At 68.0% G+C, this 17,276-nt stretch carries 18 protein-coding genes; 6 read left to right on the top strand and 12 right to left on the bottom strand.

The genetic code is table 11. The features are described from left to right. Positions 1 to 91 precede the first annotated feature (91 nt). The 6 genes from C1I93_RS05930 to C1I93_RS05905 are packed head-to-tail and all read right to left on the bottom strand — an operon-like array spanning position 92 to position 6,894. Entirely contained in the window at positions 92 to 1,408 is a 1,317-nt protein-coding gene (locus C1I93_RS05930; protein ID WP_111242205.1) for a thymidine phosphorylase, read from the bottom strand. Then, positions 1,405 to 2,706 carry a PLP-dependent aminotransferase family protein gene (locus tag C1I93_RS05925; protein WP_181445029.1) on the bottom strand — a complete coding sequence of 434 codons (1,302 nt, stop codon included), beginning with the start codon at positions 2,704 to 2,706 and terminating at the stop codon, positions 1,405 to 1,407. Before C1I93_RS05925 ends, C1I93_RS05930 begins: the two co-directional genes overlap by 4 nt. A 14-nt stretch (positions 2,707 to 2,720) precedes the next feature. Beyond that, complete coding sequence (locus C1I93_RS05920; protein WP_111242203.1) at positions 2,721 to 3,620, bottom strand: TauD/TfdA family dioxygenase; 900 nt, start codon at positions 3,618 to 3,620, stop codon at positions 2,721 to 2,723. Positions 3,621 to 3,632: 12 nt separating this feature from the next. Continuing rightward, the gene (locus C1I93_RS05915) at positions 3,633 to 4,895 is read right to left on the bottom strand and encodes a glycosyltransferase (RefSeq protein WP_146603436.1); all 1,263 of its coding nucleotides are present in this window, start codon (positions 4,893 to 4,895) and stop codon (positions 3,633 to 3,635) included. Continuing rightward, positions 4,895 to 5,644, bottom strand: a complete 750-nt coding sequence (locus C1I93_RS05910; RefSeq protein WP_111242201.1) for an NTP transferase domain-containing protein — start codon at positions 5,642 to 5,644, stop codon at positions 4,895 to 4,897. Before C1I93_RS05910 ends, C1I93_RS05915 begins: the two co-directional genes overlap by 1 nt. Further along, positions 5,641 to 6,894 (bottom strand): aminotransferase family protein, encoded by a 1,254-nt coding sequence (locus tag C1I93_RS05905; protein ID WP_223256574.1) that lies wholly within the window; start codon positions 6,892 to 6,894, stop codon positions 5,641 to 5,643. Before C1I93_RS05905 ends, C1I93_RS05910 begins: the two co-directional genes overlap by 4 nt. A gap of 302 nt (positions 6,895 to 7,196) precedes the next feature. Here C1I93_RS05905 and C1I93_RS05900 point away from each other — a divergent pair, with 302 nt between their 5' ends. Then, positions 7,197 to 8,693 carry an NsdA family TPR-like regulatory protein gene (locus tag C1I93_RS05900; protein ID WP_146603435.1) on the top strand — a complete coding sequence of 499 codons (1,497 nt, stop codon included), beginning with the start codon at positions 7,197 to 7,199 and terminating at the stop codon, positions 8,691 to 8,693. A gap of 167 nt (positions 8,694 to 8,860) precedes the next feature. On the opposite strand, the gene C1I93_RS05895 is transcribed toward C1I93_RS05900, so the two are convergent. Both C1I93_RS05895 and C1I93_RS05890 read right to left on the bottom strand, forming a co-directional pair. Beyond that, positions 8,861 to 9,070, bottom strand: a complete 210-nt coding sequence (locus tag C1I93_RS05895) for a DUF397 domain-containing protein (protein WP_111242198.1) — start codon at positions 9,068 to 9,070, stop codon at positions 8,861 to 8,863. After that, a complete protein-coding gene (locus C1I93_RS05890) occupies positions 9,063 to 9,965 on the bottom strand; it encodes a helix-turn-helix domain-containing protein (protein WP_111242197.1) in 903 nt (300 codons plus the stop codon). The genes C1I93_RS05895 and C1I93_RS05890 overlap by 8 nt, the downstream gene beginning before the upstream one ends. A 689-nt stretch (positions 9,966 to 10,654) precedes the next feature. Between C1I93_RS05890 and C1I93_RS05885 the strand changes: the two genes are divergently transcribed. From C1I93_RS05885 to C1I93_RS05860, 5 genes are all read left to right on the top strand, one after another. Then, positions 10,655 to 10,930 carry a hypothetical protein gene (locus tag C1I93_RS05885; RefSeq protein WP_111242196.1) on the top strand — a complete coding sequence of 92 codons (276 nt, stop codon included), beginning with the start codon at positions 10,655 to 10,657 and terminating at the stop codon, positions 10,928 to 10,930. 227 nt (positions 10,931 to 11,157) lie between these two features. Further along, complete coding sequence (locus C1I93_RS05875) at positions 11,158 to 11,895, top strand: GOLPH3/VPS74 family protein (protein WP_111242232.1); 738 nt, start codon at positions 11,158 to 11,160, stop codon at positions 11,893 to 11,895. 43 nt (positions 11,896 to 11,938) lie between these two features. After that, entirely contained in the window at positions 11,939 to 13,429 is a 1,491-nt protein-coding gene (locus C1I93_RS05870; protein ID WP_111242195.1) for an APC family permease, read from the top strand. Between the two features lie 14 nt (positions 13,430 to 13,443). Next, positions 13,444 to 14,100 carry a GNAT family N-acetyltransferase gene (locus tag C1I93_RS05865; protein WP_111242194.1) on the top strand — a complete coding sequence of 219 codons (657 nt, stop codon included), beginning with the start codon at positions 13,444 to 13,446 and terminating at the stop codon, positions 14,098 to 14,100. Positions 14,101 to 14,287: 187 nt separating this feature from the next. After that, a complete protein-coding gene (locus tag C1I93_RS05860; protein ID WP_111242193.1) occupies positions 14,288 to 14,620 on the top strand; it encodes a hypothetical protein in 333 nt (110 codons plus the stop codon). A 214-nt stretch (positions 14,621 to 14,834) separates the two neighbouring features. Here C1I93_RS05860 and C1I93_RS05855 read toward each other — a convergent pair whose 3' ends face one another. The 4 genes from C1I93_RS05855 to C1I93_RS31395 are packed head-to-tail and all read right to left on the bottom strand — an operon-like array spanning position 14,835 to position 17,112. Continuing rightward, on the bottom strand, positions 14,835 to 15,629 hold the full coding sequence (locus C1I93_RS05855) for a hypothetical protein (protein ID WP_111242192.1): 795 nt from the start codon (positions 15,627 to 15,629) through the stop codon (positions 14,835 to 14,837). Between the two features lie 13 nt (positions 15,630 to 15,642). Continuing rightward, entirely contained in the window at positions 15,643 to 15,957 is a 315-nt protein-coding gene (locus C1I93_RS05850) for a type VII secretion target (protein ID WP_111242191.1), read from the bottom strand. Position 15,958: 1 nt separating this feature from the next. Continuing rightward, positions 15,959 to 16,693, bottom strand: a complete 735-nt coding sequence (locus tag C1I93_RS05845) for a YbaB/EbfC family nucleoid-associated protein (RefSeq protein WP_181445028.1) — start codon at positions 16,691 to 16,693, stop codon at positions 15,959 to 15,961. Continuing rightward, positions 16,690 to 17,112 (bottom strand): hypothetical protein, encoded by a 423-nt coding sequence (locus tag C1I93_RS31395; RefSeq protein WP_181445027.1) that lies wholly within the window; start codon positions 17,110 to 17,112, stop codon positions 16,690 to 16,692. The genes C1I93_RS05845 and C1I93_RS31395 overlap by 4 nt, the downstream gene beginning before the upstream one ends. Positions 17,113 to 17,276 lie beyond the last annotated feature (164 nt).

Below are 17,276 nucleotides of genomic sequence, written 5' to 3'. Positions count from 1 at the left end.
TTCCCCCGCGATCTACACATGATTCGGCCCAGCTTCCTACTCGCAGCGCTTCGGAACCGGCAGGGCCTCCGTCCTTCATGGCAGCAGTGATTTACAGGCTGTAGTGGATCAGTGGTGGACTATCCGTGGCGGTGCTGCTGACAGCAACGGCTTCGGTCGCCTTCCGGTGCAGGTCATCGACGTCGGCAGAGGCCGCGGGAAGGTGAAGGTCGATGAGCGGTGCACCCGCAGTGACGTGCTGGCCGATGTGGACGTGTAGCCAGAGTCCGACGGCGGAGTCGATAGGTTGGTGGAGTCGGGTGCGGCCGGCGCCGAGGTACTGGCTGAGGTAGCCGAGGGCTTTGGTGTCGATGTTGCTGACCCATCCGGCCACCGGCGCGGTGACGGTGGTGACCTCGGCGGCACGCGGTAGCCGGTCTGGGCGATCGATGACGACGGGGTCGCCGCCGTGGTGGTCAACCCATCGGCGCAGCGCAGTGTGGGCTCGTCCGTCGCTCAGGGCGGCGGTCAGCTCCTCACGGATTTCGTCGGGGGTGCGATGCGGCCAAGCCTCAATGGCGATAAGGGTGGCCAGATGCAGCACGAGGGGTACCAGGCCGGGAATGTGCTGACCGCGTAGGGCAGCGATGGCTTCGGCGACTTCGAGGGCGTTGCCGATGGCATGACCGAGGGGTTGGTTCATGTCGCTGACGACGGCGCGGGTGGTCAAGCCAACGCGGGCACCGATGTCGACCATGAGCTGCGCCAGGGTAAGGGCATCCGCTTGGTCGTGGAGGAGCGCGCCGCTGCCAGTCTTGACGTCGAGGACGACGAGGGAGGCTCCGGCGGCGATCTTCTTACTCATGATCGATGCGGCGATAAGGGGGATGGATTCGACGGTGCCGGTGACGTCGCGGAGCTGGTAGAGGGCATGGTCGCCGGGAGCGAGGTCGGGGGTCTGGCCGGCGATGGCGAAGCCGACGGTCCGCAGGGCGTCCTGTATACCGATGGGTGTGTCGGGGAGCCGGAGCTCGGGGATAGCGGCGAGCTTGTCGATGGTGCCGCCGGCGTGGCCGAGGCCTCGGCCGCTCATCTTCGCCAAGGGTATGCCGACGGCAGCCAATAGCGGGGCGAGGACGAGAGTGGTCTTGTCGCCGACTCCGCCGGTGGAATGTTTGTCTGCAACGAACGCGCCGGCCCGGACATGAAGGCGGGTGGGGCCGATCATGGCCTGGGTGAGCGCGACCGCTTCTTCAGCGTCCATGCCTTGGCAGGCGATGGCCATGAGCCAGGCGGCGGCCTGGTAGTCGGGGATCTGCCCGGTCATGTAGCCGGTGACCATGCCGGTGATGTCAGCGTCGGTGAGACGTCCTCCGGCGCGTTTGCGGTTGATCACGGCGAGCGGATCGACGGCAGGCCGGGCGGTCATCGGGTGCCCGCCGATGCCGCCAGGGGCGTACCGAGGATCGTCGCGAGGGCCGGGTCGGCGGACAGCCGATAGCGGCTGGTGCGAGCGGCGCGCAGCGCGGCGACGTCGGCGGCGATGGCGGTGGTGGGGCGAGTGGCGCGGATCGCGGCGGTCATGAGTGCGGCGAGGTAGGGCATGTCGTCGGGGTCGAGTCCGCAGGTGACGGCTTCGGCAGTGCCGAGGCGCAGGGTGGGAGTTCCGGCAAGGCCAGGTAGGTCATCGAGAACGTTGACGTGGATGCCTGCGGCGTCGAGGCGCACGGCGGCGGTACGGGCATCAATCCCGGCCGGGGTGGTGTCGAGCCAGAGTTGGTGGCAGCCGGTGTAGCCGAGGTCGGCGGCATGTGGCGGGAGGCCGGCTGCGGCGAGGGCCGCGGCGAGCACCTTCGCGGTGGCGACAACGGTGCGGGCGTAGCGGGGGCCGTCGGTGAGGGTGAACTCGGCCAGCGCTAGGCCGAGGCTGCATACCCCGGCAAGGTGGTGGGAGGAAATCATCTCGTACTGGGCGTCGCTGATGGCTGCGGCGATGTGGGGGATGTTGGTGGCGAGGAACGCCTTCGGTGGGCCGGGAAAGGTCTTGTGGGTGGAGCCGCCGAAGCTGTCCGCTCCAGCGGCCAGCGGGTTGGGCAGATACGAGCCGAGGACCAGGCCCATGGTGTGAGAGACATCGGCGTGCACGCGGGTGGCGGTGCCGGCCGCCCGGACGGCGGCGACGACGGCGGCAATGTCGAGGGGGAACAGGCCGTGAGAGACGTCGAGGTAGACCAGCGCTGGCTGGTGCCGCGCGGTGAGAGCGGTCAGCGCATCCAGGTCGAGATGGTGCGGGGTGGGGCCGGCAGCGTGGAGGCAGCGCAGACCGAGGCGACGGGCAAGCGAAGCGGTGGCGTAATGACCGCCGCTGCGGGGGTCGATGGTGATGATGGTCTGTCCGGGTCGGGTGAGCGCGGACAGCAGCACGGTCATGGCGTGTAGTCCGGACAGGGGGCGGACGTTGACGTGGTCGGCGGCGGTGAGGTGGCGCAGCAGCGGCACGGTCAGCTGCGTTTCGATGCGGCCGGCGGTGCGGCCAGCGGGGAAGCGTCGGGCGTCGGGGTCTCCGTCGGCGAAGAAGTACCGGTTGAGCGCGTCGGTCAGGTACGGCAGCTGCGCCAGCGGGGAGCAGGCGTTCTCCGATGGGATCAGGGTGATGGTGCGCTGTGCGGTGGTGTGCTGGGTGGTGAGGTCGCGTAGGGCTTCGTCGAGTAGCCGGGTGGCGTCCATGCCGGGCTCCCTGGTCATCGGGGGGTGAGGTCGGTGGTGAACAGGGCGCGCAGTAGTTCGCGGGGCTGGTCGGGGTCGTCGGTGTAGGGGGCGCGGCCGTGGCAGACCCGCGAGTTGGCGAGGACGATGCCCTGCCCGGCGGTCATGGTGAACTCCAGCCGGTACGGCGAGCCCGGCTTCGCCAGGTCGTCGAGTGCGGTGAGTGCGCGGTCGACCGCGTCGGGATCGGTGCTGGCGGGTAGCCACCGGTCGGTATGGGTTCGGGAGTAGCGGGTCATTAGCCGCTGGTCGATGACGGCGAAACCGGGGCCGGCGGTGCTGTCGTCGCTGCCGTTGACGGTGGCGGTACGCACGAGGACGCCGGGTGTCATCAACGCGGCGGCGGCACCCGGGTCACGGTCGGCGAGGTCCAGGAACGCGGCGGCGGCGTTGAACAGCAGGGACTGTCCGCCGGACGCGGCGGGGCGTACGCACAGCAGCAGCGTGGTGCGGACTTCGCCGAGGTGTTGCAGGGTCCCGTCGACGTGCCAGTTCTGGCCGATCGCGGAGGTCGCGGGGTGCATCGGTGCCTGGGCATGGGTGCCGGCGGCGGTCAGGCGGGACACTCCGGCCGCGCCGACCTGCACGGTGCCGGGCCGCCGGTACAGCGGCGGCACGAACGGCTCGCCCAACCCCAGTGTGTCGGCTAGGGCTCGCAGGTCGTCCTGGCGCGGCGGCCGGTCGGCCTCGACCAACGCGAACCCTGCAGTGTCGACCCGGGCGCACAAGGTGTCGTAGGTGGCGGCTGGGATGCTCTGCCAGGTGGGCAGGCGGAGTGGGGTGCGGTCGCGGTCGGGGTCGAAGGCGGGCACTGTCGCGCGGGTCGTGGCGTCGGCGAGGAGCTGCCGCAGGACGCGAGGCGTGGTGGCGGGCATCAGGATCTCCTTCTAGATCGGGTTCGACGGGGCGGCGATCAGGCTCGGCCGGCGGCGCAGCAGCTGCGCCACCGCCGCCTGCTGTCGAGGGCTACCGGCGTCGGGAGCGCGCGTGCCGGTGCGCAGGAAGGCGAGCAGGTTGCCGATGTGGGCCTGGTAGCGGTGGGCGAGCCGGGCGCGGTCGATCGCGTCGAGGCACCGTTGATAGGTAGCCGTGTCGAAGACGAGCCGGGTCAGCGCGTCGGCCACGGCGTCCGGATCACGGGTGTCGACCGCGAGGCCGATGCCCCACTGGGTGACCCAATCGGCAGAAGCGCCGAAGGAGTCGATGACGACCGGCAGCCGGTACAGCAGCGCATCACGTAGCCGCAGCCGCAGGCAGGTGTGGTTCTCCGCGCCATCGCGGGCGAGGCAGACCAGCACCTTGCTCGCCTTGACCGCCGCGTCGCGGGCGGTGTGCGCAAGCGCCCCGTGTGGGTAGTCGATCAGCTCGTGCAGATCGAGCCGGTCCACCGCCGCCCGTAGCCGACGGGCCTCGGCGATGTCCTGCTCGGGCGGCGGCGCGTAGAGGAACCTCAGCCGGGCCGGGTGACCGGCGCCGCGCATCCGGTCGAGGGCTTCGGCGAGTACGACGGTGTCGTAGTAGTCCCAGATGCCACCCGACCACACCAACTCCGCCCCACCAGCGGTGACGGGGGCGGCGTCGGCGAGGGCGGCGGCCTGGTCGGTGAACCCGACCGGCAGCAGGGTCAACAGGTGATGCAGCGTGCGGGAACGGGTGTGGTGTGACGGGCCAAGCCGACCGATCGCGGCCAGCGTGCCGAGCACGCTGGCCCGCTCGACCGACGAGCGAACCAGAAAGTGATCACAGGTCCAGGTCTGGAGCAGGTATCGCTCCAACAGGTCGTCGTAGACGCCCTCCGGGTCGGTGGCCCCGGCGACCTGCCCGTAGTCCAGGTGCTCGATCGGCGTGGCGTTCTCGCAGACCAAGATCTTGCCGAGCTGGTGGGCATGGAGCAGCACCCGCTGGTCCGGCAGGTCGGTGGTCAACACCGCATCGGCGTCCTCCACCAACTGCGGCCAGGTGTCCTCCTCGAAGACCTCCACCCGGAGACCCGGCTGACTCCACGACACCGCCGAGCCGGGCGGTCCGGCGATGACGGTCTCGATGCCCTCGGCAGCCAGTGTCAGCGCCAGTTCCCACAGCCGCAGCCCGACTCCGCCCAGCCTTTCACCGACTGGGTAGGGGCCGGTGAACATGGTCAACCGCATCATCACTCCATCCCGCCGCGCCACAGCGCGGTCACCGACGGCCAGGTGCCGCAGTCGACGAACGGGGCAACGGGTACGACTGGCGCCCCGGACAGCGGCCCGGCCGCGAAGGCGTCTGCATCGAGCTGATGACGTTGTGCCGCATCGAGCTGATCGAGCACCTGATTCGCCGCCTCGCGGCGGAACCCGAAGCCGAACCAGACCGCGTTGAACGCGTTAGCCGCTGACAAGCCAGGCTTGTCCCCCAGCCCTCGCACCAGACCCAACCTGCCGCCGGTGTCCGCCGGATCATCCACCCGCAGCGCACCGTCGACAGCGATGCGCTGCGGGTCATTGCACGGTGCGGCCAGGAAGCACATCGCTGCTCCGTCGGCCAACACCTGAGCGGCATCGCGCACTGGGCTTGGGTCGGGCACCTGGCACAACCGCTGGTCGGGCAGCAGCACTACCGCCCGGTCGCCGATGAACGGCACCGTCGCGCGTATCGCCCCGAACAGCCCGACAGCATGTCCGGGCTGCCGGACCGACGCCACCGGCAGCTGCGGGTAGGTCCGGTGGATGTGGCTGATCGTCGGTCCCCGGTCAGGGCCGGTCACCAACACCAGCCGGGCATCGAGCCCGGCAACGAGGTCGAAGACCTGATCCAGCAGCACCCGACCGTCTGGCGTGGGCAGCAACTCCTTCGGAAAGGGCAACCCGAGCCGGCTGCCCGCCCCAGCGCAGGGCACCACCACCGACAACACGCCGCTCACGACATGGTTTCGGCGGTGTCGGTGGTGGCCTGCGTCAAGGTGTCCGCGATCCGGGCGGCCTGGGCTGACGTGACGATCAACGGCGGCGCGACGGCGACGACCTCTTTCTGCTGCCGCACCAACACCCCCGCCCGCTGACACGCGGCAGTCACCGCCGCCGCCCGTACGACCGAGTCGAGCTGCACCCCGATCAGCAGACCATGGCCACGTACCTCCCGTACTCCCGGCACCCGCCCCAGGTCGGCCCGCAGCCGACCCAACAACGTCGCGCCGACCTCAGCCGCGTGTGCCACCAGGTCGTTATCGGCGATGACCTGAAGCACCGCCAGCGCCGCTGCCGCCGCGACTGCATGCCCACTGGTTGTGTGACCGTGCCGCAGCCCGCCGACCACCGGATCGGCGGCGAACACGTCGAATACCCCCTGCCGCGCGGTCACCGCCGCCAACGGCACATATCCAGCAGCCAGGCCCTTCGCCGTCGTCACCAGATCCGGCAGCACCCCGGCCGCCTGGTGGGCGAACCACGCCCCGGTACGACCGAACCCGGTCAACACCTCATCGACGATCAATAGCACCCCGTGCTCGTCGCAGATCCGCCGAACCGCCATCAGGTAGCCGGCGGGCAGCGGCACGATGCCTCCGACGCCCAGGACCGGCTCCACCATGAATGCGGCCACCGCCCCTGGGCCGAGCCGGACGATCGTCTCCTCCACCGTCTGCGGTCCGGGCACCACGCAGTCCCCATGAAGGCTTCCTCGACCGCAGTCCACGCAGCGTGGTGTCGGCACCGTCACGAAGCCCTCTGGCAACGGAGCGACCCCGGACCGGGTCGCCTCCAGCCGAGTCATTGCGACCGCGGATGCCGTCGTCCCGTGATAGCCGTCCGCCAACGACAGAATCACCTGCCGCGACGGCTCACCTCGCAGGGCGTGATACCACCGGGCGATCTTCACCGCCGCTTCCGTCGCCTCCGACCCCGAGTTCACGAACAACGTCCGCGTTAGCGGCCGGCCGAACAGCTCAGCCAACTGGGCGGCGAGCCGCACCACAGGCGGCGTCGACGCCGCGCCGAGTCCATAAGTCATCAGGGCGGCGGTCTGCTCCCGGATGGCCTTCACCACCTCCGACCGCCCGTAGCCGACCGTCGCGTTGAACAACCCTCCACGCGCGTCCAGGAACCGCCGCCCACCGACGTCGACCACGTCGCAGCCGTCCCCTGCCACGAGCATCAGCCGCGGCTCTGCAGGCACTGAGGCACTCCACGGGTGCCACAGGAACCGTGCGTCCCACCTCCCCAGAGTTGACGGATCGTCGACACACCCCACTGTCGAAGGTGCTGAGCGGACACCTGGCATCGGATACCTCCATCGATCCCGGCATTGATGTCTGCCGAGGATGCGGGGCCGAGCGGGTGTCCGGCAGTGTCAGCGGCTCGCACTCACCCCAAGATGTGCCAGCTGTTCACGCTCTTCGGTGCGAGCGCCACCCACTTCATGTCGTGACGAAATGTGTTGGCATTGCTACCGTGGGCGCTCCTTGCCTGGAGGTGTCAATGCGACCGGAGGAGCACAGACCGGCGTGCGCCCACCACCGGCGCCGCGCGTTGCTCGACGACGGAATTGATCTCAGCCCGGACAGCCCGCGCCTGCACGATCTCGCTGCCACGATCGCCGCCTGCTGCCACATCCTGCCGCTCAAGGCATACCGACTGGCCCGGGGCCTGAAAGTCCAGGAAGCCGTAGACGCCCTGCACCAGGCTCGCCGCGACGACGGACTGCCATCGTGCAGGCTCAGCCGGGAACAGCTCACCCACTTCGAGAACGGCCCCGCCCGTCCCGGTGACCAGTACCGCGACACCCTCTGCCGCTTCTACCGCACCGGGCCGGTCCAGATGGGCTGGGCCACCGACTACACCGCCGAGCCCAACAATCCACCGTTCACGATCCGGTCCGCCCCTGGTCAAACACGGCCCGCCAGTGCTTGTCTGGACGAACCAGAAGGCACCGCGAAGGAGGCCGCCGTGCAACGCCGGGAAGCACTCCGCCTCATCCTCACCACCAGCGGCGCTGTCCTGCCCGCACCCCTGCTCGAACTCCTCGACCAGCTCCGCGCCGACATGGATACCATTATCGGCTCCTCCACCGTCAGCACCATCGCACTCGACCGGTGGGAATCCGCCGCCGAAGGATACGGCTACGCCTTCAAAACCCGACCACCTCGCGCGGTCCTCGAAGACGTTCTTCTCGACTTTGCCGACCTACAGGCCCACGCCGCCCGCCGGCAACCCATCGACAGTCAGACACGCATTTACCGCATCACCGCACAGCTCGCCGGCACTGCCGCGAACATACTCACCGATCTCGGCCACCACCGCCACGCCCGCGAATGGTTCGCCACCGCAGCCCTCGCCGCCGACGAAACCTCAGACCGCACCCTTGCAAGCTGGGTACGCGCCCGAGAAGCCACCGTCAGTCTTTACCACCAACGACCACCACAAATCGCGATCACCCTCGCCGCCGAAGCACAAGCCCGCGCCGGCAACACCCCCTGCGCGGGGGCCGCGCTGGCGGCCGCGACCGAAGCTCGCGCCTGGGCGAGGCTCGGTCACACTCAACAAGCCCTCACCGCGCTGCGACACGCTGAAGCCATCTCTTCACGCCTCAGCGAAACCCAACAGGCCAACAGCATCTACGGATATCCCAGCCAACAACTTGCCTTTCACCGCGAGGCGACTCTCACCATCGTCGGCAATCTCAAGGACGCCGAGGCCGCTCAGCGCGAAGCCCTCGCGCTCTACCCCGCAACTGAACACATCAACCCGACCCTCATCCGACTCGACCAGGCTGCCTGCACCATCCGAACCGGCGACATCGCCGGCGGTCAACAACTCGCGCTCCACCATCTGTCCGGTACGCCCCAGCAGTACCGCACCCCACTGGTTCTCTCCAGGGCCCGAGAACTCGCAGACCTCGGTGCCACAAGACACCACATCATCGACCTCCGCGTCCAATATTTACAAGCCGTGGACGCGCTCGCCGTGGCGCGATAATCCCGGAATCGTCCGGGTACGGGCGCGCCCCGTCTGACCTCCAACGCCGACGGTAGAGGCTGGTAGATGGCAGGCACTGCGACCGCCCCCTGGTAGCCCGCAAGTCCTACGCCGGCTACCAGGGGGCCGAGAGTGGCCGGCACCTTCAGGGTGCCTCTACGTCTTGGTTACAGGCTGAGAGTGCCGTCCCGCACGGCGGCCGTGAAGGCCGTCCAACTCCTAGCCGTGACGGCGAGGTTGCCGCCCTGAGGATCCTTGCTATCACGGACGAGGACCGCGTTCCCGCGGTCGAGCAGGTTCGTCGCCACCTCGACGCAGTTCCCCCCGTTGCCGCTGCGGGTGCTCTTGCGCCAGATCGCGCCAGCCGAGTCAGCCACTGGTGTATCCCTTCTGTGCTTCCAAGATCAGTCTCTTCGACGCCGCCTGGTTGAGGGCGCGTTTCTCCAGGTCAGCCCACGCCAGCCGGTAGGCGTTGACCTCGTCGGGCTTGTTCAGGTACATCGCACCAGTCAGCGTCTCCGCGTACGCGAGCGGGGGCTCCAGTGGATCTCCGAACTCGTTGGTCGGAAAGTCCAGGATGGTGAACGGGCCACAGGCAGCCATACCGCTGTGCACGCCTGCGGAGAACGGCACGATGCGGACGCTCACGTTCGCTTTGACGCCAACATCCAGCAGGTGGGCCATCTGCTGGGCCATCGCTTCCTTGCCGCCGACCGGACGGTGGAGCACCGCCTGGTTGAGGACGACCTGGAGGCGCGGGGCACGGGGGCGGGTGAGGAGCGACTGTCGCTCGACGCGTACCTGGACGCGGCGGGTGATCTCGTCCTCGGCGAGGTAGCCCGGTGGTACGCGAGCGACCTGTTCGGCGTAGGTGGGGGTCTGGAGAAGGCCGGGGATCAGTTCCGACTCGTACTGGAGGATCGTCTCGGCGCTGTCCTCCAGCGTGACGTACAGGCCGAACCAGGCCGGCAGCGCGGTCTCCGTGTAGTCATGCCACCAGCTCTTACGTCGGCCGTTGCGGGTTTCAGCTGTCAGGGCAAGCAGGACCTTGGTGTCGTGCTCTCCCGCCCCGTAGATGTCGAGCAACGCCTTGACATCTACGTCGCGGAAACGGACGTTCTCGTGGCCTTCCTCCCACCGGGCGATGGTCGTACGACCCTTCTGGAGCTGCTCGGCCGCCTGCTCCTGCGACAGCCCTGCGTGCTTTCGTAGCGCCTCCAGACGACGCCCGATGTGGCGGCGCAGTAACGCCGAGCCCACTGCCTCAGACACCTAGCCCACCCTTTCGCTCACTTTGGGCGCGTGCTGCGCCCAATTAAAACACGCATTCGGAGTGTAGCCCTGGAGGGCGAACCCCTTATGACCTGCCCAAACACAGTGCACCACAAAAGTTTCTCTCAAAACTGATAGACCTTTTTGGGTGGTTGATTTCTGGGCACGCCCAAAGTGTAATGAGTGACAGAAGGGCCTGATAGCCGCTGAACGGGTCATCACATCGACGCCGATCGCGTCGGTCGGTTCAAGCGGTGCACCACGAGCTGCGGGCTTCTTCAACCAGCTCAACACCGAGTACATGCGGGAAGCAGTCCCGTCCGTGAGCCAGGTGCAGGACTAGCCGTGCTTCGTTCAGGACGGTGCCTGCACCCGATCGGGTGTGCGGTCGGTGCCAGGGAGGGCACGGCCGCGCATCTCACACAGGAAGAGGTAATGGCAGTGCGCGTCAAGTGGTTCGTCCCCGCCGACCGTGAGCATCCGTTCAGGCCCTTCGGCATCGACAGCGCCGGCCCCGCCATGCTCTTCGCCCACGGAAGTGGGGCCACGCGCCCCATCAGCAACAGCGACGGCAGTTCCCAGCGCGCCAATCCCACCCGCCGGCACGACCACAGACTATGGCCGAGCCCCGACCGGCCGGCCACGGGTAGCGGCCATGGTCCGAGTTCGGCCGGGCGAGGGGCACGGCCGTGAACCGAAGCCGGCAGCCTCTCCCCGACATCCCTCCGGGCACCCTGCTCCAACTGGAAGCGAACGACTGGTCCTACGGCCGCGACCTCACCCCCGGTACATCCGTGGCCGTCACCGTTGCAGGTGTCCGCGACCTGCCGTACCGCAGCGACGAGTGGGTCTGGATCCTCGGTCACCGTCCCGAATGCGACTACCCGCACGTGGATCTGCACCCGCCGTGCATGGAGGTGCGGGTCAAGGTCACCGCACTGCACCGCCAGCTCGCCGCCTCGTGACCGGCACCGACGACAGCGATCGTGGCGTCGATCGCTTCGAGTCGGCGCGCCTCACAGCGCTTCAGCACCGCAACGGTGGCACCTGCTTCCAGTGCAAGGACGGCCGATGCGGACAACACGCCTGGGCGATCGAGGAACTCGGCCGCCATCCGGGCGGCCGAAAGCTCCTTCGACAGCTCGGGCTTCCCGCGCCTTCTAACCCATCGACCGAGGAAGGCCAGCCCGCGGTGAACACCACACCTCCCGGTGGGGAGTACGCCCCGCACCTGCACGAGCACCGGGCACCAGGAGAACCGGCTCGGCCGGTGCGCGCCGCCGCGAGCGCCGCCGCACCCACGCGTCTTGCTGACGAGTTCTTCTATCTGGCGCACGACGACCAGACGGGGCGTTCGCGTCTGTTCGAGTCCGCGACGGCGCACGGCCTAGCCGCAGCGCTGTTGCTGGAGTTGTACGGCGAGGGCCGGATCACGTTCGAGGGTCGGCATATTCGCGTGATCGACACGTTGCCGCCGAGGGACTGGCTGCGGCACCTCGTGCTCGACCGGCTGGTGGCCGAGCCGCGTCACACCGCGACGCGGACGTGGTTGGCGTTCCTCGGCACCACCGCCTACGAGCAGGTGGCGACCCGGATGTGGCAGCGCGGGTTCCTGCGCCAGCAGCAGGTCGGCCGGCTGTGGCGCCAACGCATCATCTACATCCCCACGGATGTGAACACCGCCGCCTGGTCGTGGGCCCGCCTGTCCTATCAACTGCGCAGGTACCAACGGCTGAACGCCTTCGACGCGGCCCTCGCCGGGCTGGCGTTGCACACCGCGCTCGATCCGATCCTGCTCGACGGCGCACCTCAGGCCACCCGGGCGTTCCTACGTGAGCAGGTCAATCAAACACCCCTGCCGCTGCGTGACCTCCTTGCTGATCTTGGCGCCGTCGTTGGCGGTGCCGTGCTGAGCCACCGCACCACCTGAGTGCGGCCAAACCCCCAACCATCCCTCCTGGCTGAGAGAACTGATGTCTCATTCGAAACCTGACACCGTGTCCGCCGTGCTGGCCCGTGGACGGCTCGGTATTCCCTCGGTGGTGTTCTTCGTCATCGCCGCCGCCGCGCCATTGACCGTCGTCGCCGGAGGCGCGACCACCGGGTACGCGGTCACCGGCGTCACCGGCATCCCCGTGTCCTATCTGGTCGTCGCGGCCGTGCTCGCGTTGTTCGCGGTCGGCTACGTGGCCATGTCCCGGCGGATCGTCAACGCCGGCGCGTTCTACACCTACGTCACACGAGGGTTGGGCCGCCCGGCCGGTGTCGGCGCCGCGATGATCGCCCTGGTCGCCTACAACGCGATGCAGATCGGCCTGTACGGCGGGGCGGGGGCGGTCACCGCCCAGTTCCTCAACCGCTACGGCTGGCACCTCACCTGGTGGATCTGCGCCCTCGCCGTCTGGGCCATCGTCGCGGGACTCGGGGTCGCGCGGATCGACCTCAACGGCCGAGTTCTGGCCGTTGTCCTCGTCGCCGAGTGCGTCGTCGCGCTGACCTTCGACGCCATCATGATCAACCACCCCGCCGACGGGACTATCAGCTTCGACACCCTCGCTCCCTCGCACGTGTTCGCCGCCGGCATCGGCGCCGCACTGGTCACCGCGATCACCGGGTTCGTCGGTTTCGAGGGCACCGTTGTCTTCTCCGAGGAGACCAAGGATCCCCGCCGCACGATCGCCCGCGCCACCTACATCGCGGTGGCCGTCACCGGCCTGCTGTACGGACTCTCCGCGTGGGCCATGTCCGTGGCCACCGGCCCCGACCACATCGTCGAGGCGGCCCGCGCCGACGGCACCGACCTCATCTTCAACCTGGTATCCCCGTACCTAAGTCAGAGCGTCATCACCGTCGCCCGGGTCCTTTTCATCACCTCGCTGTTCGCGGCCCTGCTCTCGTTTCACCACACCGTCGCCCGGTACCTGTTCGCACTCGGCCGCGAACGAGTCCTGCCCGCCGTGTTCGGGCAGACCAGCCGGCGTACCGGCGCCCCGAAGGTCGGCTCGCTGGTACAGAGTGGCCTCGCCTTCGCGGTGCTGGTCGGCTACGCGCTCGCGGGGGCGGACCCGATCGTGCACCTGTTCTTTTGGATCGCCGTCAGCGGCGGCCTCGGCGTACTGATCCTGATGACGATCACCTCCGCCGCCGTCATCGGCTTCTTCGCCCGGATCACCCACACCGAAGGACCATGGCGCTCGCGGATCGCGCCAGGGATCGCGACGCTCGCGCTCGGCGGGATCCTCACCGTGACCCTGCGAGAGTTCGCCACGCTCCTCGGCGTAGAGCCGGACTCCCCGCTGCGGTGGGCGTTCCCTGCCGCCTACGCCGCCGCCGCGCTCCTGGGCATCGTGTGGGCGCTGGTCCTGCGCTCCACCAACCCCGACGTGTACGCCGCCATCGGCCTCGGCGCGGACAGCGACACCGGACCGCTGCGCGCCCCCGATCTCATTCGCCAACCCAGCTGACCAGGGAAGATCTCATGGCTATCACCAACAACGACCTCATCGTTCGCCCTGCGACCGAGGCCGATGCCGGCCGACTGATCGCCGTACTCGCCGAAGCGTTCCACGACGGACCCGTCGCGGACTGGCTCATCCCTCACCCCGAGCCGCGGCGCGCCGTCTACTACCGGTACTTCCGGGACGCGTTCCACCACGGCCTAGCCCACGGCGAGGTCTACACCACCGACGACCAGTCCGCAGTCGCGATCTGGTACCCGCACCTCGAACCCGCACCCACCGACCCGCACCACCGCCTGCAAACACTCGAAACGATCGCCGGTGCCCACGCTCCGAAGTTCGTGCTGCTGGAAGAGATGTTCGAGGCTTTCCACCCCGACGAACCTCACCATCACCTCGCCTACGTCGCGGTCGCCCCGCAACGGCAGAACCACGGCATCGGCGCAGCCCTGCTCGACCGCTACCACCGTCGCCTCGACCGACTCGGCCTGCCTGCGTACCTGGAAGCCACCAACATGCGTAACCGGCAGCTCTACCTTCGCCTCGGCTACACCGTCGGCCCCACCATGGCGCTGCCGACACACGGGCCGACGATCTGGCGCATGTGGCGTGGAGCGCTGAACGCCACCAGGCGTTCTCCGTTCCCGCCCACCAGGCCACGCCGGAGGTCGCTGTGACCACCCCAGCCGCCGCCAGGCACAGGTCGGGATTTCTGTCGCTTCGACCACGTCGGCGGATAGACCCCTCCTACCGGCAGCGTCATCACAGAGGAGAGTCGGATTAGACGCTGCGAAGGATGCGGATGGCCGAAGGGTGGCGGATCGGCTGAACCGCCATGGGTCATACCTGCTCTACGGTGGACGGATGCCTGAGACGTTCGAGGTCGACCGAGTCGACCGTATCGCGGACATTCTTTTCGGCGTCGCTACAGCGAAGGGGCTGATCGGCTATGGCCCCCTCGCGAAGCGGGTGGACACCAGGCCAGATTTCCTGAGCCAGCCGCTCGATAAGGTCTCCCGTCAAGCGTTCGACAAGGGTGAGCCGCTGTGGAGCGCGTTGGTCGTCTCCCGTAGCACCGACCGACCAAGTTCGGGCTTCTACGGCTTAGCCCGGAAGATGCGCCCCGAGTATGCCTTGCTGAGCGACGACGAGTTGTGGGAGCAGGAACGCGAGCGCTGCTACGAAGCGGCCTCCTAAGATCAAAGACTGACGGCCTAACCGGCAGGACCAGATTGGCGTGTCGGACCTGCTCGGACCATCGCGCCTTCTCGGCGGCGGATCCACGCACGCTCGAAGCGAGTCCCACCGGAGGCTGTTCTGCAACGAGGGATTGAATGACGTCTCGATGAGGTCGGGATGGATAGGACCGCCCGCCCAGAAGTGCGAGGCGTCCTTCCGGACCTTCGCCGCATCAGCCGCCGGCGAGTGACCAGTCCGCGTCTCCGTCTGTGACGGTCGCGTCGTTGAACGTCGATGTGTTGGAGGTAGGCCACTTGCCGGCGGGGAAGGCGGTGGCGTCGACTGCCTCACCATGCAGCACGATCATGGTTCCGGCCTGCGCGGCGAGAAAGGTGCCGAGAGTGGTGAGGGCGGCCCCGATGATGGCGGTGTTGACGCCGGCCTCCTCCAACATGAGAGCTACGCCTGCCGGCGAGAAGATGCCGGAGCCGAAAGCAGCTACCGCAGCGATCGTCGCGGCGATGAGCTTGGCCAGGACAATGCCAAGGGTGATGTAGAAGGCAGACCCTGCCACGGCGCAGCCAATCAAGCAGTTGGACGTGCTGGAGGCGACGGCACCGATGCGGGCCGCAGCATTGGAATGATTGGAAACGCTCCCGACGTAGGCGTCACGTGCCTTGCCGGACCAGTCAGAGTTGTCGACGACCAAGTGTTGTTCGGTCAGTGCACTCGCGATCCCAGTCGCTGATCCGCGGATGTCCATCCACTGCCAGGCATCGTGGAACATGAAAATCGGGGCGGTCGCGCCCTTCAGGACGTCGATGAAGAGCTGAAGCAGTTCCTTGCCCACCTCGATGACCTTGTTGGCCATCGCAATGATGCCTGCACCCACATCAGAGGGGACGTACCAGCGGTTGGCCGCCGCCGTGGCGGCCGGGCCGACCCTATCGAGATGATGGGAGAGGTCACCCAGCCCCGACGTGATGTCCTCTATCAGTGCCTGGAACTGGGCCTTGCTGAAGTCCACGACTGGTCCCCGATCAGTAGAGGTTCCGCAGCTTATGCGCGTTGTTGAGGTCTTCTGCCTCGTAGGTTTCAGCGACCTCGCGCAGGGTCTGAGCGACCTCGACCATCGCTGCCTGACCCTCACGGCAGCGATCCGCGACCGCCTGCACAACAGCGTTGTACGGCGACACGATGATCTGGAACAACCCGGCCTCGACCCGGCCGAGCTCCAGGCCGCTGCTCTTCGCCATGACTCCACCGACGGCGACGGCCTGCCGATCCCACTCGCCGGCTTCGCGACGCAGCACGTCGGTCGCTACGGTGACCTGATCGCGGCTGGGGGGTGGCATCTCAGGCTTCCTTCCGTCGGTCAGTTGTCTCGGTGATGGATGCGAGGGTCGCCAATGCCTCACCGGCGAGGGTGTCCAGCATCTGCGTCTCGGTGCGGCGCCGAGAGGTGGCATCGCTCAGCGTCCTTCGGGCGGACCTGAGCGCCTGGCCCAGAGCATCGTTGATGGACGCTGCGCTGTGCCGGGCCGCCCACGCCGGGGTGATGGAGCAACTCTGCAAACCGGAAGTCGACAGCGTGACGGACACGTTCTGTCCACCAGCCTGCCCCACGTGATCTGTCGCAACAGCAGCCGGTCCGGCTCGCACCTTCCCAAGGGCCTTCATGACTTCCTCGGCAAGCGCTAACGGATCACGGGGCTGTCCGTACACCGACGGCGGCGGCAGAACGGCGGCAAAATGCTGCCTCCTGGCCTCCGCCTGCTCCGTTGCAGCACGCCAGCCGTCGGCGGTCAAGCCAGCGGCCAGCGCCTGCATGACCTGGCGGGCTGCCTCCTGGTAGGCCAGGAGAACACATTCGCTCAACTGCTGAGGTTGGACACGCCGCTGCCAGCCCGGCTCGACCTGGATCGACTCCGGCAGGCCGTTTGCGTCCACGCTGATGCGCACCACACCGGATGGATCGGTGGCAGTCGTCGACGTACGCGTGGACCGTGCCTGCACCTGGTCGACCAGCGACCGCAGGTCTGCCGTGTACTGACTCAACTGCCGCAGCTTCTGGACGATTTCATCGCTCATCGGCTCGCCACCGCCGTCGGGTGCTGGTCGGCCCAGGCTCGTGTCACCTGCTGGGCGATCATGAACATCGACACGGCGGAGTGCGCCAGCAGGATGCCGTACACGAACCACCGGCCACTGATGAAGAACCAGATCATCATGACGGCGACGACACCAGCCAGGATCCACAGCGCGGCGGCAACACCCCACCGGGAAGTGGACGACGGGCGGGCCGGCCGCCAGGCCGTCACGACTCCGGCCAGGGTCGTGCACAGCGCCACGACGAGGATGACTTCGGTCCATGGAGATCCGAAGACAGCTGCCTCAGCCACCTCGGGGAACGCCGAGGTGGCCGCGGCGACCGCCGGTAGTTCGAGGATCGGACCGATAGCCCAGAGCAGGAGGTGCGTTCGATTCGGTCGAGGGGCGTCGTCAGTCATTGCCGCCGAGGTCTTCCTTGGCGAAGCGCCGGTGACCTGGAAACCACGTCCGTCTCCCCCCGCTCTTCATCTCCGGAGGCCGCTAGCTTTCGGCAACCGCGATGTCTCTCCACGTGACGGTCCAGCTTGTCTCATCCCGTCGAAGCGACGCAACCCACCCCCTG

It is taken from the genome of Micromonospora endophytica (genome assembly GCF_003236305.1).
Classification (GTDB): Bacteria; Actinomycetota; Actinomycetes; order Mycobacteriales; family Micromonosporaceae; genus Micromonospora; species Micromonospora endophytica.
The sequence above is the reverse complement of the archived record's forward strand: the minus strand, read 5'-3'. Positions and strand labels throughout refer to the sequence as shown.

Excerpts from the sequence above, each read along its gene's own strand:
- C1I93_RS05870 (WP_111242195.1), top strand. The coding sequence starts at position 11,939 with ATGTCTCATTCGAAACCTGACACCGTGTCCGCCGTGCTGGCCCGTGGA.
- C1I93_RS05845 (WP_181445028.1), bottom strand. The coding sequence starts at position 16,693 with ATGAGCGATGAAATCGTCCAGAAGCTGCGGCAGTTGAGTCAGTACACG.
- C1I93_RS05925 (WP_181445029.1), bottom strand. The coding sequence starts at position 2,706 with ATGGACGCCACCCGGCTACTCGACGAAGCCCTACGCGACCTCACCACC.
- C1I93_RS05865 (WP_111242194.1), top strand. The coding sequence starts at position 13,444 with ATGGCTATCACCAACAACGACCTCATCGTTCGCCCTGCGACCGAGGCC.
- C1I93_RS05930 (WP_111242205.1), bottom strand. The coding sequence starts at position 1,408 with ATGACCGCCCGGCCTGCCGTCGATCCGCTCGCCGTGATCAACCGCAAA.
- C1I93_RS05860 (WP_111242193.1), top strand. The coding sequence starts at position 14,288 with ATGCCTGAGACGTTCGAGGTCGACCGAGTCGACCGTATCGCGGACATT.
- C1I93_RS05900 (WP_146603435.1), top strand. The coding sequence starts at position 7,197 with ATGCGACCGGAGGAGCACAGACCGGCGTGCGCCCACCACCGGCGCCGC.
- C1I93_RS05920 (WP_111242203.1), bottom strand. The coding sequence starts at position 3,620 with ATGCCCGCCACCACGCCTCGCGTCCTGCGGCAGCTCCTCGCCGACGCC.
- C1I93_RS05850 (WP_111242191.1), bottom strand. The coding sequence starts at position 15,957 with ATGCCACCCCCCAGCCGCGATCAGGTCACCGTAGCGACCGACGTGCTG.
- C1I93_RS31395 (WP_181445027.1), bottom strand. The coding sequence starts at position 17,112 with ATGACTGACGACGCCCCTCGACCGAATCGAACGCACCTCCTGCTCTGG.
- C1I93_RS05915 (WP_146603436.1), bottom strand. The coding sequence starts at position 4,895 with ATGATGCGGTTGACCATGTTCACCGGCCCCTACCCAGTCGGTGAAAGG.